The following is a 24131-nucleotide window of genomic DNA, read 5'->3' as shown; positions in this document are numbered from 1 at the left end:
CTAGCATGACCACCCGGGCCCCGTCGTTCGCCATCCGCTAGGGGGGATCATGGCATCGCACGAGGAAACGCCGCCGGGGATGCGCCCGTTGGGCGCAACCGACCCGCGCCAGGTCGCCGGGTACGAGCTGCGGGCGCGGCTCGGCTCCGGGGGCATGGGCAGCGTCTACCTCTCCTACTCGCCGGGCGGCCAGCCGGTCGCGCTGAAGGTGGTGAGGAACGAGCTGGCCGACGACCCGGAGTTCCGCCGGCGTTTCGAGACGGAGGTGCGGGCGGCGCGGCGGGTGCAGGGCGTCTACACCGTGCCGGTGGTGGACAGCAGCACGCAGGGCCCGGTGCTGTGGCTGGCGACGGCGTACGTGCCCGGCCCCTCGCTGGCCGACGTGATCCGCTCGCACGGCCCGCTGCCGCTGGAGACGGTGCTGCTGCTGGTTGCGGGCGTGGCCGAGGCGTTGCAGTCCATCCACGCGGCCGGGGTGATCCACCGCGACCTGAAGCCGGGGAACGTGCTGCTGGCCCCCGACGGCCCCAAGGTGATCGACTTCGGCATCGCGCGGGCCGCCGACGCCACGTCGCTGACCGGGACCGACGTGCGGGTCGGCACGCCGTCGTACATGGCGCCCGAGCAGATCACGGGCTCCCCGGAGGCGGCGGCCCAGCCGGCGGTGGACGTCTTCGCGCTGGGGCTGATCGCGTATTACGCCGCGACGGGCGAGCATCCGTTCGGGGAAGGATCGGCGCACGCGGTGCTGTACCGGATCGTGCAGGACCCGCCGGAGCTGGGCGCGGCGCCGGAGGCGCTGCGCGGGCTGATCGGCGCGTGCCTGGCGAAGGACCCGGCGGCGCGGCCGAGCCCCGCACAGGTGATCGAGGCGTGCCGCGCGCTGGCGCCGGGCGGGACGCTGCGGCGGGCCGAGAGCTGGCTGCCGCCGCCACTGGCGGCCGAGCTGACGACCCGGCTGCGCGCCCGGCCCCCGGCCCCGGCGGCGCCGCCGCCCGTGCCACCCCCACCGCCGGCGGCACCCGCGGCCGCGCCCGCCATCCCGGCCTCGGCCTCGGCCCGGCCGGGTGGGCGGCGCATGGCCCTGCTGCTGACCGCCACGGCGGTGGCGGCGGCGATCGTGGGCGGGGCGCTGGCTTCCCAGGTTCTGGAGGGGGGTGACGGGGCGGCAGGCGAGGGCGAGGGCGAGGGCGATGCGCAGGCCGGCGACGGGCGGGAGACGCAGAGCGAACCGGAAGGCCACGGCGAGGAGATGACGTCGCCGAGCACGCCGGATGAGGCGGGCGGCTCCGCGGCGGAGGATGGCAGCGGTCGTGGAGAGGATTCGGCGTACACGGTGATGAGGAGCGACGCGGAAGTCGACATCGTGGCCCCGATCTTCGATCACGACACACGCGAACGCGAGGACCGCTGCTACGGAGGCAACATCACGGAGGTGGATCTCGACGACCTGGAAGTCGAGACGAACGAGTCATACGGCACCACCGTGCAACCCGGCATAGAGCTTCAGTACTCATACTGCGATCACCCCGGGCTCGTCGACAACGGCATTGAGTTTCACCCGCAGGTCTTCACTGGCCTTATCGACAACCCCGACGCCACGGCGGAGGAATGTTACGAGGCAGCTCACACGCCAACACTTCCGCACCTGATCCCTGTTGAGGACATGTGGCAGGACACCACCCTGCACGAGGACATGGGTCTGTGCGTCGAAACCGACGAAGAGAACGTCGTTCTGCTGTGGATCACCGAGGTGACGGCCGACCCCTACAACGAGGACCTGCGCACCTACCTAACCACCGCGACCCAGTGGGCACCCAATCCCTGATCCCTGCCCCTACTCCTCCGTCGGCCAGGAGACCTCCACGCGGCGGTTTCGCTGACGCCCCTCCTCCGTGTTGTTGTCGTAGAGGGGGAAGTCCTCGCTGTAGCCGCGCACGTTGAAGAGGATGCCCTCGGGACTCTCGATGAGTTCCTGCAGCGCCTCGTAGGTGTTCTGCGCGCGGGACTCGGAGAGCGCGCGGCCGCTCTCGTACGATCCCTGGTCGTCGGTGAAGCCGAAGATGTTCACTTCGGGCGGGTGGTACTGGTCGATGGCGGCGGCCACCTCCGCGAGTGAGTCGCGTGCCTCCTCGCTGATCACGTCGCTGCCCTCGGCGAAGAGGACGTCGGTCTGAAGCGTGAACTTGTACTGGCCCGAGGTGTATTCCTCGCGCGTCCCGCCGTCGCCGCCGTCGTCCGGCTGCTCTTCGCCTCCCGGATCCTCGGTGCCGCCACCCCCGGAGCTGCCGTTTCCTCCGCTGCCGGTGTCTTCCTGTCCGCCCATGTCCTCTGTGACGAACTTGATGTCGAGGACCTCGGGGTCGGCGAGGGCGGCCCCGTCGCTCAGCATGAGACCGGGCGCGTTGGCGTCGATCTCGGGGGTCTCCGGGGCCTCGTAGCCCGGCGGCTGTTCGGGCTCGCCGTCGTCCTCCTGGGCGTTCGCGTAAGGGGCGAACGCCAACAACGAGACGCTGGTCATCGCGATCAGGGTTGTCTGGCTCGCACGGCGCACTCGGTCTGTCATCGTCCCCATCCCCTCATCGGATCCCGATCGTGGCGGGAGGCAAATCGCCGACCTGGAACTGGACCTGGGTCGTGGCCGGGTCCGGCTCCGGGAACTGGGCGAACCACGAGACGGTTTCTCCCTCTTCGATTCCGTTCCCGAATCCCGTGCAAAGGCACCGGCCCTCGGTGTCCCGAAGGATCAGGTACCTCTTTCCCTCCTCCGCCGCTGTCAGCGTCGCGCCTGCCATGGAGAAGCCGTTCTCCGCCAGTTCCGATTCAGACCCCGCCCAGGTGAGATCGAAGAACGTTCCGTCGCCTGCGTTGCTGAGTGTGCCCTCGACGGTCAGGAATCCCCCCGACTCCCGCTCCGCCCGCGTCACCGTGAGGGTCAGGCTCTCCCCACCCGTCACCTCGGCTAGCGGCTCCGCCGGTTCGCCGGTCTCCTCGGCGTCCCCCTCCGGACCTTCGCCGTCCGCCTGGGTGCTGTCATCGCCGGACGGGAGGGTCTCCGTGGTCCCCTCGCTCTCCTGGGCTGCATCCCCGTCGTCGCCGCCGCCGCAACTGGCCACGGCGATCACCAGTGCGGCTCCCAGAGCCACGACGATCAGAATGACGCGGGACTTGTTTTCACGGAAATCCATCGAGGGCCAGTCCTTCTAGGGGCAACATCGGTCGTCAGTCTTCTAGGTAAACCTGGAAAAGTTCTCGGGCATCGGGCAGTCCGTCCTCGTCACCAGGGTCGAAGGACAGGTCCTCATCATCGCAGTCAAGCTCCACTTGGTCGTCCGCTTCGTCGGAGACCTCGCAGAGGCCGCGTATGACGGCAGTTGCCTCGGCGTCGTACGCCTGGTCCTCCGTGCCAGGAACCACGGTGTCTCCGATCGTGTCCCTGGTGGTCACTCCCACGGTGAACCCGCTGCCGTCGCTTGCGAGACCACACGAGCTCACGTCCGCGTCGTTCTCCCCCGCGAGCCGGGGGGCGGCCTCATCGCAGGCGGAGCCCGTCGCGATGTCCTCCGCCTCCAGGACGTCGCCCAGGTCCCCGTCGCCGTCTATGGCATCGAGAAAGCGGTCGTAGAGCTGGTCACGGGCCTCCGTGGCCGCCGCCAGAGCGGCGGCGTCCGCAGCGGCCTGACCCTTGTTGCGCACGAAGGCCGCCTGCGCGAAAACGAAGAACACCAGGGTGATCAAGAGCAATCCGGAGACCATCCAGACATAAAGCGGGAAGACCGCGCCTCGCTCTCCGGCCGACTCACGGACCGCACGAATCACTCGGATTCGAAGACGCGATTCACCTGGTCCTGAATGAAATTGCCGATGTCGGTGTCCAGGCTCAGACCCATCACCGCGATCACGATCGTCGCAATCAACAGGAGCAGTCCCGCGTACTCCACGAAGCCCGCGCCCCGGTCGTCGTAACGGCCACGCGTTCGCTCGGCGATCGTGCGTGTCCACTTCAGCAGCAGTCTGCTCATGGCGTCCCTCTCCTCCGGCTGACCACGCAGCAGCCGGCGTGTCCATGCCCCTGCCCCCGTTGCCCTCACGGTAGTGCCTGGCGGAGGGGCGGGGCACGGGGCACGGTGGGCAAGTACGCCCGGGCTGCACCCGCTTGATGCTGGGATGCACCATGCCCGACCCCCTCCAGCGGGCCTATCCGTACACCTATCGACACTGAGGGTGCCACACCCAACGCCGCTTCGGCAGGGGCCTCCAGGGGATCGTGTTGTCTTCGATAGCTTCACTACCGGAACCGCGCCGGGTGGGGTTTTCGTCCTCTTCGGCGATCAACGGGAGGAGCTGGAGGTGCCATGAGCGAAGCTGGAGATCTGAGACATCGGGCCGAGCAACTGCGTGGGCTGGCTGGCGACGTGGAAGGGCTGCTGTCCAACGCCAGGAGCTACGTGAACAACGACATGGCGACCTGGGAGGGCCCTAACAAGGAGGAGGTCTCGGGGGCGATCACCACCTGGAACACGGAGTGCGGGACCGTGGCCAGCGATCTCCGCGGGCTCGCGGACAGCCTGGACTCGCAGGCGGATGACGCCGAGGAGCGAGAGAACGAGGACGACGAGGGAGACTAGGACCATGTACCGGGAGCGTGGTCCTAAGACGTGGAGCGTCGTCTGCGTCTCGCTGTACGTCGCCGCCGTCGCCGCGACCGGGGTCGCGGCGCTGCCGGAGAACCCCGGGGCCTGGCTGGCCGTCTCTGGGCTGTACGTGTTCGCGCTCGTGCCGCTGCTCATCGTGCCGATCAGCAAGTACGTCTACCACCGCATCGACCTCGCCCCGGACACCCTCCGCGTGGGGCGGGAGCGCATCCCGGTGGCGGACATCGACCCCCGCTCCGTACGCACCCAGCTGCGCCGCGCCACCGAGAACGGGGGCGCGAGCGTGCTGCGCAACGTGGCCACATCGATGAACTCGGGCTTCACCTTCCGGGGCAGGAACGTGGCGGACAAGCGGCTGCCCCGCCTGGTGGGCGGGGCCTGGGCCGTGCCGATGGGCATGGGCAGCGTCGCCATCGCCAACCGCCGGGGACAGCAGCTGCTGATCGCTACCCGCCACCCGGAGGAGTTCCTGCGGGCGCTGGCGGAGGCGACGGAGGCGACAGAGGCGACGGACGGCCCCGAAGCTCGCCGATGACGACGGTGGCCTCGTCGGACTCGGCCACGCGCGCGGCCAGGCCGGCGCGGGCCAGGGCCTCGGCGGCGAGCGGGGCCTGGCGTTCGCCGGTCTCCGTCAGCAGGACGCCGCCGGGGGCCAGCCACCGCCCGGATCCGGCCGCGACGCGCCGCAGCACCGCAGCACCATCCGCGCCACCGTCCAGGGACAGCAGGGGCTCGTGTAGCCGGGCCTCGGCCGGGAGGAGCGGGATCTCGTCGCTGGGGACGTAGGGGACGTTGGCCAGCAGGACGTCCACGCGGCCCGCGAGGGCGGCGGGGAGCGGGGCGTAGAGGTCCCCGGCGTACACCCGGCCGCCGAGGGGCGCGAGGTTGCGGCGGGCGCACCGCACGGCCGCCGGGTCGAGGTCGGCGGCGTGCAGCTCGGACACGCCGCACCGCGCGGCCACGGCCGCGCCGATCGCGCCCGAGCCGCAGCACAGGTCCAGGACGACGGCCCCCGGCGGCGCGAGGGCCGCCGCCCGCGCGACGAGGAACTCCGTGCGGCGGCGCGGGACGAAGACGCCGGGGGTCACGTGGATGCGCAGGCCGCAGAAGTCGGCCCAGCCGAGGACGTGTTCGAGGGGGAGGCCGGAGGCGCGGCGTTCGGCCATGGCCGCGGCCTCGGCCGCCGTCTGCGCGGTGGCGGCGATGAGGCGCGCCTCGTCCTCGGCGAAGACGCAGCCCGCGGCGCGGAGCCGGGTGACGATGTCGGCGGTCACTCGGAGTCGTCCAGGATGCCGGTCAGGTCGGTGCCGGAGCCGAGCAGCATGCCGGTGACGATGACGATCATCGTGGCCGGGACCATGAAGACCAGCGTCGCCATCGTCGCCTTCGGGATGGCGCGGGCGGCGCGGCGGCGGGCGTTCTGCGCGTCGGTACGCCGCATGTCGCGCGCGATCTGCATCAGCGTGTCGGCGATCGGCGCGCCCAGTTCCTCGCCCTGCTGGAGGGCGGTGACGAACTGGTTGACGGGCTCGCTGTCGTTGCGGCGGCGCAGCTCGTCGAACGCCTGGCGGCGGGAGACGCCCATGTCCATCTGGCGCAGCGTGATGCGGATCTCGTCCGCCCACGGGCCCTCGTAGCGTGCGGAGACGCGCTCGAGGGCCTGGCGGAAGCTGAGTCCGGCGGAGACGACCACGGCCAGCACGTCCAGGAAGTCCGGCAGGGTGCGGTCGATGACGTCCCGGCGTTCGCGGATGCCCTGCCAGATCGCCGCGTCGGCGGCGAGCGCGCCGAAGGCGAGGGAGAGGAGGGCGAGGAGCGGGACGCCGGCGGCGACGAAGACCACCGTCGTCGACGCCCCGAAGACGCCGTAGACGAAACGCCGGGCCGCGTAGCGGTCGATGGTCAGGCCCTGCGGATTGCCCGCCTGGTCGATGCGGCGCCGCTTGCGCGCCACCGCCTTATGGCCCATCAGCCGCAGCACGAGGGGCGCGAAGCGCATCCCCAGGCGGTCGATGGCCGAGCCGGTGGCCGTCACGCGGGTGGAGCCGATCTCCAGCGCGAGCGCGAGGTCGGGCGGCAGCGGCGTTCCCGAGCGCATCATGCGCACGCCGGTGATGATGCCGAAGACGGCCAGGCCCATGGCGAGGCCGAGAAGCAGTCCCATCGGCGGTCACCCCTCCCTAGACGTCGATGCGGCCGAAGCGGCGCACGACGATGAAGCCTACGACGTACATCGCCAGGGCCACGATCATGGCGATCTGGCCGCCCGGGCTGTCGGTGACGCGGCCGAGCGCGCCGGGCTGCGCGGCGTTGATCAGCAGCAGCGCGCCGACGCCGAGCAGCGGAATGGTGACGGCGGTGGCGTTGATCTCGGCCAGCATGGTCCGCACCTCGCGGCGGGTCTCCTTGCGCTCCTCCAGGGTCTCGGTGAGGTTGCGGAGGGAGGAGACGATGGTGCCGCCGGCGCGGTTGGCGAGGATGAGGGTGGTCACGAGGACGTTGAGCTCGCGGGAGGGCAGGCGCTGGCCGAGCTCGTCGAGGGCCTCCTCCAGGGATCGGCCGACGGCGAGCTGGTTGGCGACGATGGCGAGCTCGGACCCGGCCGGGTCGTCCATCTCCTCGGCGGCCATGGACAGCGCGGTCCGCATGGCGAGCCCGGCGGCCGTGCCGTTGGCGATGAGCCGCGCCAGCTCGGGGAGCTGGCCGATGAACCGCTCGGTGCGGCGGGCGCGCTGCCAGTTGAGGAAGAGGTGGCCGCCCCACAGCGCGACCAGGCCGCAGACCGGGCCGAAGAAGGGGGCGAGGACGAAGGAGCCGATGACCCACAGCGCGGCGACGGCGCCGAGCACGTACGCCACGTACTCGCCGACGGTCAGGTCCAGGCCGGTGGCGGACAGCCGCAGCCGCAGGCGGCGCCCGAGCCGGGTGTCGCGCAGCCGCCGGTCGAGCCCGGTGAAGCGGCGCGGGCGGGACGTCGCGCCGGGCGCGCCCGTCAGGGCGGGCAGCGGCCGGGCGTCGGCGGGCGCGGGCTCGGGCCCGGCCAGCCGCTCCAGCAGCGCGCGGCGCTGCGCGCGGCCCGAGGCGTACAGCAGCAGGCCCGCGATGGCGGCGATGAGCGCGAGCGCGGCCAGGGCGACGGTGAGTTGGGTGAGCTGGGTGCGGTCCATGGAGTCCATGGGTCAGCTTGCCTCCCTCGTGCTGAGGTGGCTGTCGTCGAGGTGAACGCCGAACGCCTGCGGGATCTGCTCCCCGGCGAGGTAGAGGCGGTCGGCGACGGCGCGCGGGATGGGGTGGTGGCGGAAGCGGCCCTGGACCTTGCCGCCCATCGTCATCGGCTCGGGCTCGAACTCGGCGATGGTGGCGACGCGGAACGGCTCGCGGCCGCGTGAGGCGAGCACCACGATCTCCGAGAGGCGGCGGGAGCCGTCGGGGTGGCGAACGAGCTGGACGAGCACGTCCACGGCGCTGTTGATCTGGTCGCGGAGCGCCTCGAACGGCACCTGGAGCTCGGACATGGAGGCGAGGGTCTGCAGGCGCAGCAGGCCGTCCTCGGCGCTGTTGGCGTGGACGGTGGCGAGGGAGCCGTCGTGGCCGGTGGACATGGCCTGGAGCATGTCGAGGGTCTCGCCGCCGCGCACCTCGCCGACGATGATGCGGTCGGGGCGCATGCGCAGCGAGTTGCGCACGAGATCGCGGATGGTGACCTCGCCCTTGCCCTCGATGTTGGGCGGGCGGGATTCGAGGCGGATGACGTGGTCCTGCTGGAGCTGGAGCTCGGCGGCGTCCTCGACGGTGACGATGCGTTCGCCGTCCGGGATGAGGCCGGAGAGGGCGTTGAGGAGCGTCGTCTTCCCGGCGCCGGTGCCGCCGGAGACGATGATGTTGAACTTGGCCCGCACCAGGCCGGAGAGCAGCATCACGATGTGCTCGTCGAGGGTGGCGAACTCGACGAGCTCGGCGAGGGTGTAGGCGCGGGGGAAGCGGCGGATGGTGAGGGTGGCGCCGGAGAGGGAGAGCGGCGGGATGATGACGTTGACGCGCTCGCCGGTGGGCAGGCGGGCGTCGACCATCGGGTTCGACTCGTCGACGCGGCGGTTGACGGCGGAGACGATGCGTTCGATGGTCTGGAGCAGCTGCTCCTCGGAGGCGAAGCGGAGGGGGAGGCGCTCGACGCGGCCGGAGCGTTCGACGTAGATCTGCTCGTGGCCGTTGACCATGATCTCGGTGATGGAGGCGTCCTCGAGGAGGGGTTCGAGGATGCCGAGGCCCAGCGCCTCGTCGACGACGCGGCGGATGAGGAGGGCGCGGGCCTGGGTGGACAGGACCGGGCCCTCGCGGCTGAGGATGTGGCCGAGCACGCGCTCCAGGCGGTCGCGGCGGTCGGCCGTGCCGAGGGATGACATCTCGGCGAGGTCGATCTCCTCCAGCAGCTTGGCGCGGTAGGTCGCGACGAGGCGGCTGTCGCCCGAGCCGACGCGGGCCGACTCGTCCGGGGCCTGTACGCGGGACCTGAGGCTCATCTGCGGTGCCTCCTTTCAGTCACACGGCATGGTGACGGTGCGGCTCGCCTCGTCAAAGTCGTCGATGAACGGTATGACGGACGGGATGGTGACGCGGGCCGTGGCCGTGGCCTCATCGCCGCAGGGGTCGATCGCGATGTCGACGGTGAGCGAGCCGTTGATCGCGGCCCGCCCGTCGGCCGCGGCCTCGTCGGCGATCTCCTCCTGCGAGGCGGTGCGGGCGGCGGCGCGCGCGGCGGTGCCGGCCTGGAGCGCGGCGTACCCGACGATGCCGAGCTGCAACGCGGCGAGCGCGACGATCAGCAGGATCGGCACCCAGCCCGCGAACTCCACGGCGGTGACGCCGCGGTCGCGCCGGCCGCGGGGACTCACGGCCCCTCCTCGGTGGTGCCGGCCGTGCCCGTGACCGTGACCGGGAGGTTGAACGCGCCGGGGAAGAGGACGGGGACCTGCAGGTCGACGGTGGCCTTGCGGAGGTTGCCCTCCAGCGGGCAGGAGACCTCGGCGTCCCACCCGCCCGGCACGTGCTCCAGCGCGGCCGCCTCGCACGCCGCCTCCGCCTCTCCCCCCGACGCGCCGGACGCCGCCCGCGCGCCGGTGTCGGCGGCGTTCCCGGCCAGCGAGAAGGCGTAACCGATGACGACGCACTGCCAGATCGCGGCGAACATCACCAGGATGAGCGGGAAGAGCCCGGCGAACTCCACCAGCACCGCGCCGCGATCCCGTTGGCCCCTGGTCATCCGCGTCTGCCCCGGCGTCTGCCGCCGCCCGCCGCCGTGGACTCCGCTGCGGTCAGACCGAGTTCGGCGGCGAGCGACCACATGGCGCGCCGCACCGGGCCGCGCGGGTCCAGGTCCTGGATGCGGCCGGCGTCCATCGCCTCCTGCAGCTCGCGGAAGTTGGCGGGGATCACGCTGCGCGCCACCTGCGTGCCGGTGATCCGGGAGATGAGCTGCGGCTGGATGTGGCTGGTGCGCCCGAGGCGGTTGACGACCGTGAGGGTCTCGGACGCCTTGCGGATGCGCAGCCGGTCCCACATCCGCACCATGCGGTTGACCGCACGGACCGAGATCACGTCGGGCGTGGTGACGAGCACGGCGGTGTCGGCCATCTCCACGGCGGCGGCGTTGGCGCTGTTCATCTGGCAGCCGCAGTCGACCACGACCACGTCGTAGCGCGAGCGGACGGCCGTCAGCAGCTGGCGGGCGGTGGCGTCGGTGACGTCCTCGCCGCGCTCGCCCTCGGCCGGGGCGATCAGCATGGACAGGCCCGTGTCGTGGGCGAAGACGGCCTCGGCCAGGACCTGCGGCGAGATGTCGGCGATCCCGGCGAGGTCGGCGACCGAACGCCGGAACTGCACGTCGAAGTAGGAGCCGACGTCGCCGCAGAGCAGGTCGAGGTCGACGAGGATGGCGCCGCGTTCCGGCGGGCCGGCGGTCTGGGCGGCCAGCGCGAGCTGCGTGGCGACCAGCGTGGCCCCGACGCCGCCCTTGGCGCCGGAGACGGTGATGATCTGTCCCCCGGGCCCGCTGACGGCCTGCTGCTCGGCGCCCAGGTGCCGGCGCATCCCGACGGCCCACTGGGCGGCGGCGGCGACCCGGGCGGCCAGTTCGTCGTACGCCAGCGGCAGCCCGACCAGGCCGCGGGCGCCCGCGTCCATGGCCGCCGAGTACAGCCCGGCGGTGGCGTCGGCGGAGACGAGGACCACGCCGACGGCGGGGAAGCGCAACGCCACCTCGCGGATCAGTTCCAGCGCGGGCAGCGGGCCGATGCCCTCGTGCACCACGACGACGTCGGGCAGGTCGCCGACGGTCTCGTGGGTGAGGGCCGCGAGGGTGTCGAGCAGGGTGGAGGAGTCGGGGACGGAGCGCAGCGGCTCGCTGTCGGGGAGCTGGCTGAGCAGCGTGATCAGGGAGCGGGCGGTGTCCGGGTCCCCCACCGCCGGCAGAATGCGCGTCGTCATCTCTCCCACCTGCGCCTGCTGTTCGTGCCGCTTGCGCCGCTCACGCCGCGAACGCCGCGAACGCCACTCACGCCGGATCTGCCCACTTCGCGGCCCCTCATTCGGGAATCATTCCGGGATCATTCCGGAGGGAACAGTGTCCCCGGATCCGCGTGGGGATCGCCGAGGCTGTCACCAATGATGGTGTAGCTGCGCTCCTCGTCCGGAACCTCCTCCTCGTCCCCGGGGGCGACCAGCGCCAACCGGACCTCCTCGGCGAACGCCTCGGCGAAGGTGACGCGCTGCGCGTCCTCGTTGTCGAGGGCGAAGGTGATCGGCACCGCCTCGGTGGTGTTGTCCTCGTCGTCCTCCACCTCGGTGAGGTCGCCGACCTCGATCACCTCGGCGTTGTTGACCATCAGCCGCACCATCTCGAAGGAGTTCTCCTCCGTGCCGGAGCTGCCCTGCACCTCGAACGCGGCGTACATGTTGATCAGCGCGCCCGGATAGATCTTCCCGGCCACGCCGGTGGAGGCGTCGATCATGACCGCTATCTCCTGCTGGCCGGCGTCGAGTTCCGGACGGTCGGTGATCATGTCGGTCTGCAGCAGGGAGCCTTCGCGCAGCGGGCCCACCGCCACCTGGTCCTCGATCTGGCCGAGCTCGGTGACGGCCGACCGCGGTATGTACCGCTCGGGCATGGTCACCTTGCGGAGCTGGTCGGGCGTCAGTTCCTCGTAGGGCTCCACGTCCTCGCTCAGCTCGTACGCCGTGGCCTCGGGGCCGACCTTGGACTCCACGTCGTCGATCACGGCGATCACGCCGGCGAACGCCGCAAGCGCGAGCAGGACGGAGACGACCAGCAGCACCAGGCCGCGTCGCTGACGAGCGTTCATGAGACGTGTCTACCTTGTCTGCCTTCTGGGTTCTTCGGCGTCATCCGGCGTCGTCCGTCGCCGTCCGTCGTCGTCCGGGCGCCATCCGGCGTCCTCCGTGCGTCATGCCGCGTCATCCGGCGCGTCCCGCGCCCGGGGCGAGGGCCCGGCGGCGCGCGCCCGCGCCTGCCGCTATGGCCCGGGGGCGGCGTTCTGGCTGGGCGACGGGCGCCGAGCAGAACGCGCAGCGGTCGCCGATCAGCGTCAGCCCGCACCAGTGACACGCCTCCTGACGCACCGAGCTGACCATCTGGTAGAGGAGCGAGACGTCGGGGATGGCCGCGGCGAACTCCACGATCTTGGGCGTGGCCCACCAGGTGGCGGAGGAGGCGGGCATCGGCACCGGGTGGACGGCCTGCACGTGCCACTGCCGCGCCAGACGCCCGGTCACCCACTCGCTGCCGAGGCTGCCGGGCGCGTAGGTGAGGGCGGTGGAGAACTGGGGCCCGGCCAGGGCGCCCTCGCCGTCCGCCTGGACGAGCTGCGGCGTGGGCCCGGCCAGCACCGCGCACTGGCCGGCGGGCGGGCGCGCCCCGCCCGGCACGGGCTGCGGCAGGGCGACGGGCAGGCGGTCGAGCCGGGCGGCGGAGCCGAGCAGCGCCCCGGCGTAGATGTAGTGCGCGAGGAGGCGTGCGGCGGCGCCGAGCACGCCGGGGCTGAAGTCGCAGACGGAGAGCTGACGCAGCTGCCGCACGAGGACGGCGGTGCCGAGCGGCGGCAGGGCGCTGGGCAGCAGCGCGATGCGGTCGGACTCCAGCATGGCGCGCACCGCGTGCAGCCGCTGCACGTGGGCGCGGGGCGTGGTCGCGGGATAGAGCGCGATGAGGTAGCCGTGCCGCTGCAGCAGGGCGCCGACCTCGGCGAGGGCGGCGGCGAAGTCCTGCTGCCCGGGCGGGGTCAGCACGTGGGCGCCGGGGGTGTGCTGGTCCGTGGGCGGCAGCACGAGGTCGGCGCTGGTGACCGCGATGGCAATCGGCATGCCGCTCCCCCTGGGCCTCGACCTGACGTGACGTCGTTGAGTGTCTCGCGTTGAGAGTCTCGCCAGTTGGGCAGCTTATCGACATACCCCCGCGCGTAAACAGCGGAGCACTGGGGGAAATGTGCCGGGACCCCCTGTCTCCCGGCACACCCCACCCCTACAGATGCGCGGGATGCGAGGTTTGTTGCGGCGGAAATCAGCCGGACATCGGCCGGACACCGGTCAGATACAGGTCAGAAGAAGGTGCGGACGTAGTCCACGACGGTGCCGGCCCCGGCGACCAGCGGGATCATCGGCCACTTCTCGAAGATCGTGCAGGGGTGGGACATGCCCAGCGCCACCCAGTCCCCGACGCGGGGCATGACGGAGCTGCCCGCCGGGCCCGCGAGGAAGGCGTGCTGGTCGGCGAGGCGCGTCAGGCTGAGCCCGCCCGCGCCGCGCACCCGGCCGTCCGGCTCACGGACCGCCTGCACCTGCGGCAGGCCCATGTCGTACGCGATGTCCCGCTTGCCGGCGTTGAGGAGGGCCAGGCCCGGCTCGGGGCGGGAGATCACCTGAGCCCAGAGGCGGAAGGCGGGCAGCAGCGAGCCCTCCTTGGGGATGCGGTTGAACGGCGTGACCGTGCGGTAGTGCCCGTCGTCGTGGCTGAGGTACGCCCCCGAGCGCAGCATCTTCGTCACCGGGCGGGAGAGATCGGGCATGGCGTCGAAGACCTCCGCGACCACGTCGAACCAGGCGCTGCCGCCCGCGCTGACGACGATCTCGTCGAGGTCGGCGAAGCGGCCGGCCCGGTCGAACGCCACGGCCAGCGAGCAGAGCTCCCTCAGCCAGCGGCGCACGGCGACGGGGTCGGCGTTCGGCACCTCGCCCTCGTACCCGGCGACGCCGACGAGGCGCAGGGTGTCCGTGCGCGCGATGGCATCGGCGACGGCCGCCGCCTCGCCCGGGCCGCGCACTCCGGTGCGGCCGCCGGGGACGCCGAGCTCGACCACCACCTCCAGCGGGCGGGCCCGCGGTCCCCTGCGAGCCGTCGTCCGCAGCGCGGCGTCCATCAGCGAGACGCCCCGCACCGAGTCGGCGTAGCAGATGAAGCGGAAGCAGGGATCGGCGCGCAGCTCGGCGGCGAGCCAGGACAGGGCGGCGGGGTCGACCACCTCGTTGGCGAGGAAGACACGCCGCACCCCGAAGGCGCGGGCGACCCGCACCTGGTGCGGCACGGCGAGGGTGATGCCCCAGGCGCCGTGTTCGAGCTGCCGGTGGAAGAGCTGCGGCGCCATGGTGGTCTTGCCGTGCGGCGCGAGCGCCAGGCCGTGGCGGCTGGCGAAGCGGTCGAGGCAGCGGAGGTTGTGGTCGACCGCCTCGGCGGAGAGCGTGAGGATCGGCGTGGTGAACCCGCCGGCGTAGAGGTCGCGCCGCTGTGCCGCCAGCTCGCGGACGGTGATCCCGGCCGCGTCGGGCGGGAGCCCCTTGAAGCGGTGGTCGACGACCTCCTCTCCGAGTCTGTCGAGTGCGAGCCTGTCCATCGCGACCTGCATGGCGATGTGCATAGAAACTCCGAGTCACCGAGTGCGCGCGGCAGCGCGGCCCCCATGGCTGCCACAGCAGGACTCTACCTAGCACCGAGTAAGGGTTGGGTCAACGGAGCGCGACGAAAGGGTCATGCTGTGGCGCATCCTTGCTCCCCCCGTCTGAGAGCCTCTTCCACCACCTGGGTGGGGGAAAACACAGCGCGCCCGGCGTTACACGGCCGTAAGGTGGCGGGCATGCAGGTGATCCAGTCAACCAAGCTCGCCAACGTCTGCTACGAGATCCGTGGCCCGGTGCTCGAAGAGGCGATGCGGCTTGAGGCGGCGGGCCACCGCATCCTGAAGCTCAACACGGGCAACCCGGCGGCGTTCGGCTTCGAGTGCCCGCCGGAGATCCTGGAGGACGTCCTCCGCAACGTCGGCGAGGCCCACGGGTACGGCGACGCGAAGGGGCTGCTGGCCGCGCGGCGCGCGGTGATGCAGCACTACCAGACCAAGGGCATCATGCTCTCGGTCGAGGACGTCTACCTGGGCAACGGCGTCTCCGAGCTGATCCAGATGTCCATGCAGGCGCTGCTGGACGACGGCGACGAGGTGCTCGTCCCGGCTCCCGACTATCCGCTGTGGACCGCCTCGGTCGCGCTGGCGGGCGGGCGCGCGGTGCACTACCGCTGCGACGAGCAGGCGGAGTGGATGCCGGACGTGGCCGACATCGAGCGCAAGATCACCGACCGGACCAAGGCCCTGGTCGTGATCAACCCCAACAATCCGACCGGGGCCGTATACAGCGAGGAGATGGTCCGGCGGCTGGCCGACGTCGCCCGCCGCCACCGCCTCGTGCTGTGCTCCGACGAGATCTACGACCGCATCCTCTACGACGGCGCCACCCACACCCCCACCGCGGCTCTCGCGCCGGACCTGCTGACGCTGACCTTCAACGGCCTGTCGAAGAACTACCGGGTGGCCGGTTTCCGCTGCGGCTGGCTCGCGGTCTGCGGCCCGAAGAAGCACGCCGCCAACTACATCGAGGGTCTGACGATCCTGGCAAACATGCGCCTGTGCGCGAATATGCCAGCCCAGCACGCGGTGGCCGCGGCGCTCTTCGGCCGCCAGTCGATCGAGTCGCTGGTGCTGCCGGGGGGCCGGATCCGGGAGCAGCGGGACGTGGCGTACGAGATGCTGACGCGCATCCCGGGCGTGACGTGCGTCAAGCCGAAGGGCGCGCTGTACGCCTTCCCGCGGCTCGACCCGAAGGTCTACAAGATCAAGGACGACCGCCAGATGGTCCTGGACCTGCTGCGGGCCGAGAAGATCATGATCGTGCACGGCACGGGCTTCAACTGGCCGGAGCCCGATCACTTCCGGATCGTGACCCTGCCGCAGGCCGATCAACTGTCGGACGCGATCGAGCGGATCGGCTCCTTCCTGGACGGGTACGCGCAGTACTAGCAGCCCATGGCTCCCCGGCCTCCTCCGCCGACGCCGCAGGGCCCGACTCGCGGAAGGCCTACTGCTCCCGCGCCCTGTCAGGCGCCGCATCCATGAGATCGCCCGCGACGGCCAGTTTGCACTGGCCGTCCTCGCAGGCGCGCCGCAGGCGGCCCCTGGAAATGGTCTGCACCAGCCCGACCGTCCAGCACATCGGGCACCCGCGCAACGCGAGCAGACCGGCCGGCAGGAGCACCAGGCTGACCGGCCCGAGGGCCGGTATGAGTGCGACCGAGCCGGCCAGCGCGCCGAATCCCACCGCGCCGCGCATCAGGTGCCGGGGCAGCGAGGCGCTCGCGAACCCGGGACCGTCAGCCTTCGTCCCGGTCATCGTTTCCTCGCAGGAGCTGAGTCAGGTGTGGCACGGAGCGCGTGTTGCAGCGCTGCGCGTGCTCGGTGCAGACGCGATTTCATCGCCGGCGTGCTGAGGCCCAGCGCATCGGCGACCGTCCGTCCGCTGTGGCCCTGAATGTCTCGCATGATCAGCACCCGGCGCTGGTCGGGTGGCAGCGCGGCGACCGCCGCCGCCACCCTGCCCGCGTCCAGGCGTCGCAGCGCCTCGTCCTCGGCCGAGTCCACGGCGGTGTCCGGCGAGGGTGGGTGCTCCCGGTGTTCCCGCGTCATCATCCGTGCGCGCCGTAGACACTCGTTGCGGACGATGCGGAACATCCACGACGCCAGTGCGCCGGAGGCCCGCAGCATCCCGATCTTGCGGTACAGGATGATCAAGGCTTCCTGCGCCGCGTCTTCGGCGTCCTCCGGGGTCGCGCAGAGGGAGCGGGCGAAGCGCCGCACGTTCGGGTGTGAGCCCGCCACCAACGCGGCGATCGAATCCACATCACCGCGCTGCGCGGCGACGATCAGCTGTTCGCTGGGCCAGGCGGAGTCAGCCACGCTCACCTCGCCTGCGCCTCATGACGAACACGCACGCGCAGAGCAGCACCACGCCAACGGCGATCCCGATGCCAACGATCACGACAACCTCCAGGTCCTGGCCCGACGTTGGGTCGGGCCAGGTATAAGAGGCGCGGGCCGCGCGAAAGGATTCGGCCCGCGCCCAGATCGCCGCAGGCATGCCCCGAGGGCCTCCCCGTCCGGAACCGCCCCTTCACATCACGGCGTTGAACTGTCGGCGGAGGTCAGGGATCGTCCCCGCTCGCCCAGCGGCAGGACCCCCGGAGCGGCGCGAGGATGGCCGTCGCGAGCAGCCGAGGTCATCGCGGCAGCGCCGGCCCCTGCCGGAGGCACCTGAGCAACGCCGCCAGGCGGGTGGGGGTGGTGGTCAGGACGGCGGCCGGGTCCTCGCTCTCGCGGAGGCGCACGCCGTGCCCTTCGGGCCCTTGGGCCACTTCGAGGCAGTTCTGGTTCGGGTCGCCCGTGCTGAAGCTGGACTTCTGCCAGGTGAGGTTCGACATGTGCCCCTCCTACAGGACGTAACGCAGATGCTGCACGAGTCCGAACGAGCTCTCCTCGTGGGCCTCCGTCGGATTCAGCGGCGCCAGAGACACGCTACTCATGCGCGCGAAGTCCGTGCCGAACTGGTCGATGTGGAACCGGTCGCCGAGGAAGAGCGGGTTGAGGGGCTGCTCGACGTACACGGTGGCGAGCTGAGGCGCCTCCTGATCGTGGATCGTGAAGGGAGCCCCGGCAATGGCCGGGTATGACCCGGCCTTGAACGGCAGCAGCTGAACGGTGACGTTGGGGAACTGCGCGGCCTCGACGAGGTACTGCAGCTGGCCCCGCATCGTCTTGCGGCTGACGAAGTGCATGTGGAAGGCCGCCTCGTGGACGACCGCGTGGTAGTGGGGCAGGGGCTCCTCGGTCAGGACCTGCTGGCGCCTGAGCCGGAACTCGATGTACTTGTCGATCAGCACGGTCGACACCTCCGGGTTCCGCCCCGCGAAGATCTCCCGCATGTAGTCCGGGGTCTGGAGCAGACCGGGCACGTGGAGCCATTCAAAGGAGCGGAAGGCGACGGTGGCGGACTCCAACTCGGCCAGGTCGCGGGCTCGTTCGTCGAGCACCTCGCCGTACCGCGTCCACCATCCCTTGCCCGTCGCTCGCGTCATCCTGACAAGGGCCTCGGTCAGAGTGCCATCACTGCAACCGTAGGCGTCGAGCAAGGCCCGCAACCGAGGCTCCGGGCAGGCTGTCCGCCCGGCCTCGATGTGGCTCAGGTGCGGCTTGCCCAGCCCTACCCGGGAACACGCCTCTGCCGTCCCCACGCCTGACGCCTCGCGCAGTTTCCGAAGCTCCTGACCTAGGCGTTTCTGTTGCTGAGTCGGATTCGCACGCAGTCCCATGCTTCAACTTCCCCCACGGGCACAGCCGTGGCACCGCCAGATATGAGCGCAGTCACTCGATGGAGTGAATCCGCTCCAGTGAGTTGCAACTCTGGGACTACAGATCCTAGCGTCAGGGGCATCCCTGCCCCGACCGTCCGTAGGACCGAAGCGCACCGCGCACCAAGGCCGTTGGAGCCGCGGCAATGACACGGCTGGCCGGTCGGGTCCTCAACAGGACTCAACAGGAAGGCCGGACCTCCATGTGTCCAACCACCGCAGCCGCACGTGTCAGTGCCTTTTCGCTCACCTTCCCGCCCCAGCCCCACTGGGTGCGCGGAGCCCGGGACGCCGTCCGCATCGCGCTCGCACCAGCCCTGCCCACCGGCGCGGAACTCGTCGAGCTGGCCACCCTCCTCACCTCCGAGCTCGTCACCAACGCCGTCACCGCCTCGCTCGGCGGCCCTTCCCTCACCCCCATCACCGTCCACGGTGAGTGGACCCCGACCGGCACCGTCCGCATCGTCGTCCACGACCAGGCCCCCGGCACCCCGCTGATCGCGGAATGCCTCCCGTCCCCCGATGCCGAGCACGGACGCGGCCTGTTCCTCATCTCCCTCTACGCCACCGACTGGGGCGTGTGCCACCACGTCCCCGGGCCCGGGAAGATCGTCTGGTTCACGCTCGGCGGCAGGCTCTCCCCGCGTGCGTGAGGGATCGGGGTCAAACAGCCCGGCTACACCGTGCCATTCATCCCCAAAGTGACGGGCACGTCATAGTGGAGGGCATGACCCCCGACGAGCTGCGCGCCTGCTGCCTCGACCTGAACGGCACCCACGAGGACTTCCCCTTCCCCCAAAACCCGGGAGTGTCCACGTTCAAGGTCGGCGGGAAGATCTTCGCCTTCAGCGCACTGGACGAGCACCCGCTGAAGGTGAGCCTCAAGTGCCACCCGGACCTGGCCGTCCAGCTCCGCGCCGCCCACGCGGCAATCGCGCCGGGGTGGCACCTCAACAAGCGCCACTGGAACACGGTCACGCTCGACGGCTCCCTCCCGGATGGAATGGTCCGGGACATGATCGAAGACTCCTACGACTTGGTGGTGGCAGGCCTGCCACGAGCGGAGCGGCTACGCCTGGACCGGGCGTAGGCGTGTTCCTGAAGTCAGGCGGGGGTGCAGGCCCGTTCGCCGATTCTCCGGAGCTGTTCATCAGCGAAAGGCCCGATAAAGTCCTGCAACTGCTCGCTGTAATCTTCGCTACCCACCCAGTCGAGCCTCACGGATACGATGATGGCGGGAAAGTCAACGCTCGACGACGCGCAGAGGAGACTCGTGGCCGCGAAGTCGGGCCACACCCACGTCTCGCGTGGCCTATCAGCCACCTGTCGCGCATCGTGGAGCGTATAAGTTCCAACATCACCCCTTCTGTCCAAGTAGTTCAGCAAGTAGAAGTCAACTCCGGAATGAAGAGATGAGTCCGCCGCGCGAATCTCTATATAAATGGCCCTTGCCCCATCCACATCAACGATGCATTCCCCCGTAGCACTAAGATGCCCGCCTCCAATATCATCGTTATAATCAGTGACGTCGACCGATTCTCCAGGTGGAAACAGAGGACCATAAAGCGAAGGATCGACATCTATTTTGCACAACGGTTTGGGGATGTCATATTCCCGCCTTTCGCCATCCCCGGCATTAGTGCAGGAGAAAGTGCACACCGCAAGCATCGCGATAAGCGTGAAATTCTTTGCCAGCCTCATTGACGCCTCCGGGAGAAACGCTCAGAGATCACGTGACACTGCTACTGATCTTCTTGAAGTGGGCCGCGACCCACAAGCGAACCTCCTAGAAAGCCACTCTGCGAACCATCATGAGCACCTTGCACAAGGTCGCGTACTTCGTCGGCCGTAAAGTTTAGTCCTTGATCAGACACCGCTATTCTGACCGCCATCTCCGCCACTCGGTCTCGATGCTGCGCCATGGACTCGTTATACTGTCTGTTATATTGTGCGGCAGCACTTTCTGTGTCATCGGCTTCGAATGTCCCGTGGATTGACCGGGTGACCTCGGCAGCGCCCAAGGCCAGGGCTGCCCCTGCGCCGCCGCCCACAACAACGCCCAGAGTGGCCGCCGCGACATCGGCCCATTGCTTGGCTTCGTCAAACGTGGTGGCAAATTCCCCGTCTTCCGCTGTCTGCTCGGCGTACACAGCTGTGGCGCGCGAATCGGTCATGATGCCTGCGACCATGCCGCTCGCGTCGGTTGCCCATTCCACACGCTGGGAGGGCGTTGCGTATTCGCTGTCGTGGTCGCCGTTGATAGCGTAATCGACGGTGAGAAAAGTGTAGGCGTTATTAGCGGCGGTGACAGCATGATAGATCTCCGGATCCTTGCCAAGTTCATAGAGAAGCATCTGCGTATGGCCGCTAGAGTCAAATGCTGGGTTGGGGTTGCCGGTGGGCTGAAGACTCTCCCCGGAGATCGCGCCCTGGATGCTGGGAATATAGGTAGCCGCGATCTGTCCCATCGCTGGGCGAAGGGACTGGAAGTGACCTCCCTCGACGAGCCGGGAGTCTTCAATCTCTTCGGCGAACGGAACGCTCGTATATTCGGCGGCGAAGGTGTTCCACGTCTGTTCCGCGATACGCGCATTGGCCTCGGAGGGTCCAGGGTCACCTTGCTGCGGGTCAGTCCCTGGGGGATAGCCGGTAGCGGCCGCCTCCAGCGCCTTATTGAGGCCCGGATAGCCGCCGGGGGATGTGGCCACCGCCGCGCCGAAGTCGCCTTCTCCGTATGTGACGTAGCGGACACCCTCCCCCTCACCAATGAAGTAATCCAGATTTCCCGGGTTCGTCTCCGGATCGAAGAACGCCTCGACCGCGTCCGGATTGCTGTTGCCGCCGATGCCGAGGAGGCGGTCGGTGGCGTCGTTCTCCGGGCCCCATCCAGCGTCGGGATTCGGGCCCCAACCGTCCTCGGTCATTGTGAAGTCGTCCACGGGATAGCGGTCGGTGCTCCAGATGTCCGGGTTGGTTCTCTCCAAATCCATGAGGTGGTTCATGGTCTGGTCGAAGAACTGCTCGTCGATGGGCCTGGTCGAGCTTTCGAGGAGTTCGAGGGCTACGTCGTAACCCAAGCGCGGGTCGTTCTCCTGCATCAACGTATCGGGCTCGGGTTCGATGAGCCGGTCACCGCCGAGTGCCTGGAGGGCGGAGAGGCGTGCTTGGTAGCGCTGGCCTTGGGCGGTGGTGGCGATCCACCGCTGGTACGCGGTCGAGCCCGGGGTCATGTCCTCCTCATCCTCGCCCACCAGCGGGCGCGGCTGTCCGGGGACCTGGAGCGAGGCGTTGAGGACGTTGCCCATGCGGGTGTCGAGAGTCGTGAGTAAGTCCTCGCCGCCGATCCCTTCGGTGCCCGCTTGGTCGATCCGCTGGGCCAGGCGCAGGTACTCCTCCATGCCCATCTCGTCGACGAGGTAGCCGGCGAAGGCCGGGTTGTTGTCCCACTGTTCGAGCAGGTCGGCCATCTCGCGGAGGTCTTCTTCGGTCCATTCCTCGTTGTTCGCGAGTTGGACGAACTCGTTCGCATCCTCTTGCCCGGGCACGCGGAGGGCGTAAGTGCCGCCGTCGTCGTAGAACGGGTTCACGCTGTCGAGCAGTTCGCTCCACAGGGGAGGGTCGTCGCCGCGCAGGAGCCGGGCGTTCTCACGGAGTTGGGGCGCCGTCTCCGTCAGCCAGGTCAGCAGCGGCCGGAGCCGGGATAACTCGGCCGAGGCGTCGAGTTCCGAGGCGTCCCGGAAGATCTCGCTCAGGCGAGAGGCCACGTCTTCCATTGACCTGCTCCTGCCGCTCGCGTCCAGCAGATCCGCCAGGTGCTCCAAGTGATCCGGATTGGCGCTCCGCCAGTTCTCGTTGTCGCTCATGCGAATTGTGCCCCCTCCCGCCGGGCTCCCCTCCCGGCCGCTGTAACGTGCGCGTGTGGCCACGTGTTGACCGACGGCTACGGTAGCGGATCGCTGTCCGAAGTTCACCAGCCGTGACCGGTGTCCCGCTACCGGACGATGGTCTGGGACTCGTCGACGACGATCGTGTGCGTGGTCTCGAAGGTGCCGCTGGGCAGGGGCTGCTCGCCCTCGGTCTGGGAGCCGGTCCAGTGGACCTCCCAGGTGAGGCTGGCGGTCAGCTCGTAGGAGTCCACGTGGTGGGTGGCCCGCGTGTACATCACCCCGCACGGCGGATCCTCGTCGGCGCGGCCGCGCTCGTAAGGCTCGCCGATCCGGCCGTCTTCGTCGATCTCGCACTCGCCGTCGGACGGGAAGAGCTCGGCGTCCTCCGTGCCCGGTTCGATGGTCAATGAGACGGGTTCGGCAGTGGTTTCCGCCCACAGGCCGTTGATGGGCAGCTCGGCGCGGACGGTGCGGGGTTCGATGTCGGATGCGTTGAGCCAGATCCAGGTAGGGAGGTTAACGAGTTGCGTGCCCTCGGGGTTCAGTTCAATCTCGGTCTCGGGGATGTCGATCTCGTCGTAGGCGTATTCGGCGAGCACCTCGTCGGTGATGGAGTCTTCGACCTCGGGTACTTCGACCGGATCGCCCCAGAAGATGGGCTCAACGCAGTCGCTCCCGGACTGATACTCGCTTTCCCGGTTTGGATTTTTCACCGGGCGCCACCAGAGTCCCTCTTCCTCGGCGTCGAGGTTGTAGTTCTCGTAGCCACGGAGCTCGAATTCACTATTAGAGTTGTACGCCCATCCTTCGGGCTCATTGTCCCGATAGATGTCGATAAACGCATTGGCAGGAGAGTTGATGTTGAGCGCACGATGGGCCCTGCCGTTCTCTCGGGCCATTTGTTCGACAGCATCCGCGAACTGCCTTGCGGTCATCCACGGCTCGTACCAGCAGACGGGAGGCGTCCAGCTGCTTTCGATTGGTTCCAGGCTGCCGCCGTCACCGCCCGTGTCACCGCTCACCGTGATGTTTGTCGCTGAGGCTTCGGCGGTGAGGACACCGTCGCTCTGTCCGCCCTCCTCCTCTTCTCGCGAATCTTCGTCTCCGATGTTGAGCTCGGCTCCAGCGGGTGTCGCCAGGGCAAGCCACACTCCTGTGACGGAAAGGACTAAGGCTGCCTGCCTCGCTAGGTACCTCATGAACACTCCGCACGTCGTTCTGATTGGACAACGGTGGTCATCCACACTCCCTGATCGTCCTTCTTCAAGAGGCTGGAGTACCAGACATAGGGACGACCGGTGTCCTCGGACAACTGCTCTCCGGAGTTGACGTCTACGGCAGTTGCCTCGCTTTCATCGGCGCAGTATGTGACAGTCGCGCCGGAATCATCCTGAAGGCTCACCACCGGATTGAAGTATCGGACAGTACCTGAGACGGTCCCGTCATTATCGATGAACTCGTTGATCCAGTCCTTTGCGCCAACGAGCGCTTCGGCGGAGTGATAGAAGCTGACGTAATCGGCCTCTGGGTCGCGCTCCATGATGGCGAGATCCACGGCGTTCTGTGCCTCCCGGACGTCGTGCAGGATTGCCTGCTTTGTCGTGTCGTCCGACTCCCAGTCCTCCCAGACGTTCTCGAAACCGTCCGGCAGGACGATCTCCGGGCGCTCGACCCCGTCCGGCGTCTGCTGCGGCTCCTCTGTCTCCTCCTGCTGCTCCTGGTCGTTCCCGCCCTCGTCGACGCCTTCGATCTCCTCCCCCGAGCTGTCGTCCGAACCGCCGCACGCGGTCAGGAGCAAGGCCGTGGTGGCTGTCGTCGCGATGAGGGTGGTTCTGATGAGGCGCTTCACAAGGGTCC

The 24131-nt window shown here is 69.4% G+C and carries 29 protein-coding genes and 1 pseudogene; 6 read left to right on the top strand and 24 right to left on the bottom strand.

What is annotated here, in order from left to right; genetic code table 11:
- The first annotated feature begins 49 nt into the window (after window positions 1-49).
- A complete protein-coding gene (locus ACTWQH_RS05115; protein WP_443285105.1) occupies window positions 50-1828 on the top strand; it encodes a serine/threonine-protein kinase in 1779 nt (592 codons plus the stop codon).
- Between the two features lie 9 nt (window positions 1829-1837).
- Here ACTWQH_RS05115 and ACTWQH_RS05110 read toward each other — a convergent pair whose 3' ends face one another.
- The 4 genes from ACTWQH_RS05110 to ACTWQH_RS05095 all read right to left on the bottom strand — a co-directional run bounded on the left by ACTWQH_RS05110 (window position 1838) and on the right by ACTWQH_RS05095 (window position 4022).
- Window positions 1838-2521, bottom strand: coding sequence for an OmpA family protein (locus ACTWQH_RS05110; protein WP_443285104.1), 684 nt, complete (start codon window positions 2519-2521; stop codon window positions 1838-1840).
- 58 nt (window positions 2522-2579) lie between these two features.
- Window positions 2580-3188, bottom strand: coding sequence for a hypothetical protein (locus ACTWQH_RS05105; protein WP_443285103.1), 609 nt, complete (start codon window positions 3186-3188; stop codon window positions 2580-2582).
- Between the two features lie 34 nt (window positions 3189-3222).
- On the bottom strand, window positions 3223-3744 hold the full coding sequence (locus ACTWQH_RS05100; protein ID WP_443285102.1) for a hypothetical protein: 522 nt from the start codon (window positions 3742-3744) through the stop codon (window positions 3223-3225).
- Between the two features lie 71 nt (window positions 3745-3815).
- Window positions 3816-4022 (bottom strand): hypothetical protein, encoded by a 207-nt coding sequence (locus tag ACTWQH_RS05095; RefSeq protein WP_443285101.1) that lies wholly within the window; start codon window positions 4020-4022, stop codon window positions 3816-3818.
- Window positions 4023-4355: 333 nt separating this feature from the next.
- On the opposite strand from ACTWQH_RS05095, the gene ACTWQH_RS05090 reads away from it, so the two are divergent.
- Window positions 4356-4628 carry a WXG100 family type VII secretion target gene (locus ACTWQH_RS05090; RefSeq protein WP_443285100.1) on the top strand — a complete coding sequence of 91 codons (273 nt, stop codon included), beginning with the start codon at window positions 4356-4358 and terminating at the stop codon, window positions 4626-4628.
- Between the two features lie 4 nt (window positions 4629-4632).
- The gene (locus ACTWQH_RS05085) at window positions 4633-5190 is read left to right on the top strand and encodes a hypothetical protein (protein ID WP_443285099.1); all 558 of its coding nucleotides are present in this window, start codon (window positions 4633-4635) and stop codon (window positions 5188-5190) included.
- On the opposite strand, the gene ACTWQH_RS05080 is transcribed toward ACTWQH_RS05085, so the two are convergent.
- The 10 genes from ACTWQH_RS05080 to ACTWQH_RS05035 all read right to left on the bottom strand — a co-directional run bounded on the left by ACTWQH_RS05080 (window position 5102) and on the right by ACTWQH_RS05035 (window position 14578).
- Window positions 5102-5929, bottom strand: coding sequence for a putative protein N(5)-glutamine methyltransferase (locus ACTWQH_RS05080; protein ID WP_443285098.1), 828 nt, complete (start codon window positions 5927-5929; stop codon window positions 5102-5104). The two genes, ACTWQH_RS05085 and ACTWQH_RS05080, sit on opposite strands and share 89 nt — an antisense overlap.
- Window positions 5926-6819: a DUF5936 domain-containing protein gene (locus ACTWQH_RS05075; RefSeq protein ID WP_443285097.1), complete on the bottom strand. Its 894-nt coding sequence runs from the start codon at window positions 6817-6819 to the stop codon at window positions 5926-5928. Before ACTWQH_RS05075 ends, ACTWQH_RS05080 begins: the two co-directional genes overlap by 4 nt.
- 16 nt (window positions 6820-6835) lie before the next feature.
- Window positions 6836-7822, bottom strand: a complete 987-nt coding sequence (locus tag ACTWQH_RS05070) for a type II secretion system F family protein (protein ID WP_443285149.1) — start codon at window positions 7820-7822, stop codon at window positions 6836-6838.
- Between the two features lie 12 nt (window positions 7823-7834).
- Window positions 7835-9175 (bottom strand): CpaF family protein, encoded by a 1341-nt coding sequence (locus tag ACTWQH_RS05065; protein WP_443285096.1) that lies wholly within the window; start codon window positions 9173-9175, stop codon window positions 7835-7837.
- 15 nt (window positions 9176-9190) lie between these two features.
- Window positions 9191-9547 (bottom strand): TadE/TadG family type IV pilus assembly protein, encoded by a 357-nt coding sequence (locus tag ACTWQH_RS05060; protein ID WP_443285095.1) that lies wholly within the window; start codon window positions 9545-9547, stop codon window positions 9191-9193.
- Window positions 9544-9915, bottom strand: a complete 372-nt coding sequence (locus tag ACTWQH_RS05055) for a TadE/TadG family type IV pilus assembly protein (RefSeq protein WP_443285094.1) — start codon at window positions 9913-9915, stop codon at window positions 9544-9546. The genes ACTWQH_RS05060 and ACTWQH_RS05055 overlap by 4 nt, the downstream gene beginning before the upstream one ends.
- Window positions 9912-11138, bottom strand: a complete 1227-nt coding sequence (locus ACTWQH_RS05050) for an AAA family ATPase (protein WP_443285093.1) — start codon at window positions 11136-11138, stop codon at window positions 9912-9914. The genes ACTWQH_RS05055 and ACTWQH_RS05050 overlap by 4 nt, the downstream gene beginning before the upstream one ends.
- Window positions 11139-11257: 119 nt before the next feature.
- Window positions 11258-12013: a Flp pilus assembly protein CpaB gene (gene cpaB, locus ACTWQH_RS05045; protein WP_443285092.1), complete on the bottom strand. Its 756-nt coding sequence runs from the start codon at window positions 12011-12013 to the stop codon at window positions 11258-11260.
- A gap of 112 nt (window positions 12014-12125) precedes the next feature.
- The gene (locus tag ACTWQH_RS05040) at window positions 12126-13031 is read right to left on the bottom strand and encodes a hypothetical protein (protein WP_443285091.1); all 906 of its coding nucleotides are present in this window, start codon (window positions 13029-13031) and stop codon (window positions 12126-12128) included.
- Window positions 13032-13264: 233 nt separating this feature from the next.
- Window positions 13265-14578, bottom strand: a complete 1314-nt coding sequence (locus ACTWQH_RS05035) for an amino acid deaminase (protein WP_443285090.1) — start codon at window positions 14576-14578, stop codon at window positions 13265-13267.
- Between the two features lie 216 nt (window positions 14579-14794).
- Here ACTWQH_RS05035 and ACTWQH_RS05030 point away from each other — a divergent pair, with 216 nt between their 5' ends.
- On the top strand, window positions 14795-16006 hold the full coding sequence (locus tag ACTWQH_RS05030; RefSeq protein WP_443285089.1) for a pyridoxal phosphate-dependent aminotransferase: 1212 nt from the start codon (window positions 14795-14797) through the stop codon (window positions 16004-16006).
- Window positions 16007-16064: 58 nt separating this feature from the next.
- On the opposite strand, the gene ACTWQH_RS05025 is transcribed toward ACTWQH_RS05030, so the two are convergent.
- From ACTWQH_RS05025 to ACTWQH_RS05000, 6 genes and pseudogenes are all read right to left on the bottom strand, one after another.
- Window positions 16065-16376, bottom strand: coding sequence for a hypothetical protein (locus tag ACTWQH_RS05025; protein WP_443285088.1), 312 nt, complete (start codon window positions 16374-16376; stop codon window positions 16065-16067).
- Window positions 16373-16939, bottom strand: a complete 567-nt coding sequence (locus tag ACTWQH_RS05020) for an RNA polymerase sigma factor (RefSeq protein WP_443285087.1) — start codon at window positions 16937-16939, stop codon at window positions 16373-16375. The genes ACTWQH_RS05025 and ACTWQH_RS05020 overlap by 4 nt, the downstream gene beginning before the upstream one ends.
- On the bottom strand, window positions 16932-17120 hold the full coding sequence (locus tag ACTWQH_RS05015) for a hypothetical protein (protein ID WP_443285086.1): 189 nt from the start codon (window positions 17118-17120) through the stop codon (window positions 16932-16934). The genes ACTWQH_RS05020 and ACTWQH_RS05015 overlap by 8 nt, the downstream gene beginning before the upstream one ends.
- A gap of 139 nt (window positions 17121-17259) precedes the next feature.
- Window positions 17260-17460 carry a DUF397 domain-containing protein gene (locus tag ACTWQH_RS05010; protein ID WP_443285085.1) on the bottom strand — a complete coding sequence of 67 codons (201 nt, stop codon included), beginning with the start codon at window positions 17458-17460 and terminating at the stop codon, window positions 17260-17262.
- Between the two features lie 9 nt (window positions 17461-17469).
- The gene (locus ACTWQH_RS05005) at window positions 17470-18114 is read right to left on the bottom strand and encodes a DUF5753 domain-containing protein (protein ID WP_443285148.1); all 645 of its coding nucleotides are present in this window, start codon (window positions 18112-18114) and stop codon (window positions 17470-17472) included.
- Between the two features lie 18 nt (window positions 18115-18132).
- Window positions 18133-18348 (bottom strand): annotated as a pseudogene (locus tag ACTWQH_RS05000) (helix-turn-helix domain-containing protein); the annotation flags it as partial.
- Between the two features lie 185 nt (window positions 18349-18533).
- Between ACTWQH_RS05000 and ACTWQH_RS04995 the strand changes: the two are divergent.
- Both ACTWQH_RS04995 and ACTWQH_RS04990 read left to right on the top strand, forming a co-directional pair.
- Complete coding sequence (locus ACTWQH_RS04995) at window positions 18534-19040, top strand: ATP-binding protein (RefSeq protein ID WP_443285084.1); 507 nt, start codon at window positions 18534-18536, stop codon at window positions 19038-19040.
- Window positions 19041-19114: 74 nt separating this feature from the next.
- Entirely contained in the window at window positions 19115-19477 is a 363-nt protein-coding gene (locus tag ACTWQH_RS04990; protein WP_443285083.1) for an MmcQ/YjbR family DNA-binding protein, read from the top strand.
- A 14-nt stretch (window positions 19478-19491) separates the two neighbouring features.
- Here ACTWQH_RS04990 and ACTWQH_RS04985 read toward each other — a convergent pair whose 3' ends face one another.
- The 4 genes from ACTWQH_RS04985 to ACTWQH_RS04970 form a co-directional block, all read right to left on the bottom strand.
- On the bottom strand, window positions 19492-20088 hold the full coding sequence (locus ACTWQH_RS04985; RefSeq protein ID WP_443285082.1) for a hypothetical protein: 597 nt from the start codon (window positions 20086-20088) through the stop codon (window positions 19492-19494).
- Window positions 20089-20129: 41 nt separating this feature from the next.
- On the bottom strand, window positions 20130-22250 hold the full coding sequence (locus ACTWQH_RS04980; protein WP_443285081.1) for a hypothetical protein: 2121 nt from the start codon (window positions 22248-22250) through the stop codon (window positions 20130-20132).
- Window positions 22251-22378: 128 nt separating this feature from the next.
- The gene (locus tag ACTWQH_RS04975; protein WP_443285080.1) at window positions 22379-23425 is read right to left on the bottom strand and encodes a hypothetical protein; all 1047 of its coding nucleotides are present in this window, start codon (window positions 23423-23425) and stop codon (window positions 22379-22381) included.
- A gap of 44 nt (window positions 23426-23469) precedes the next feature.
- The gene (locus ACTWQH_RS04970; RefSeq protein WP_443285079.1) at window positions 23470-24123 is read right to left on the bottom strand and encodes a hypothetical protein; all 654 of its coding nucleotides are present in this window, start codon (window positions 24121-24123) and stop codon (window positions 23470-23472) included.
- Window positions 24124-24131: the final 8 nt, after the last annotated feature.

The organism is Streptomyces sp. 6N223 (assembly GCF_052246635.1).
GTDB lineage: Bacteria > Actinomycetota > Actinomycetes > Streptomycetales > Streptomycetaceae > Streptomyces.
The sequence above is the reverse complement of the archived record's forward strand: the minus strand, read 5'-3'. Positions and strand labels throughout refer to the sequence as shown.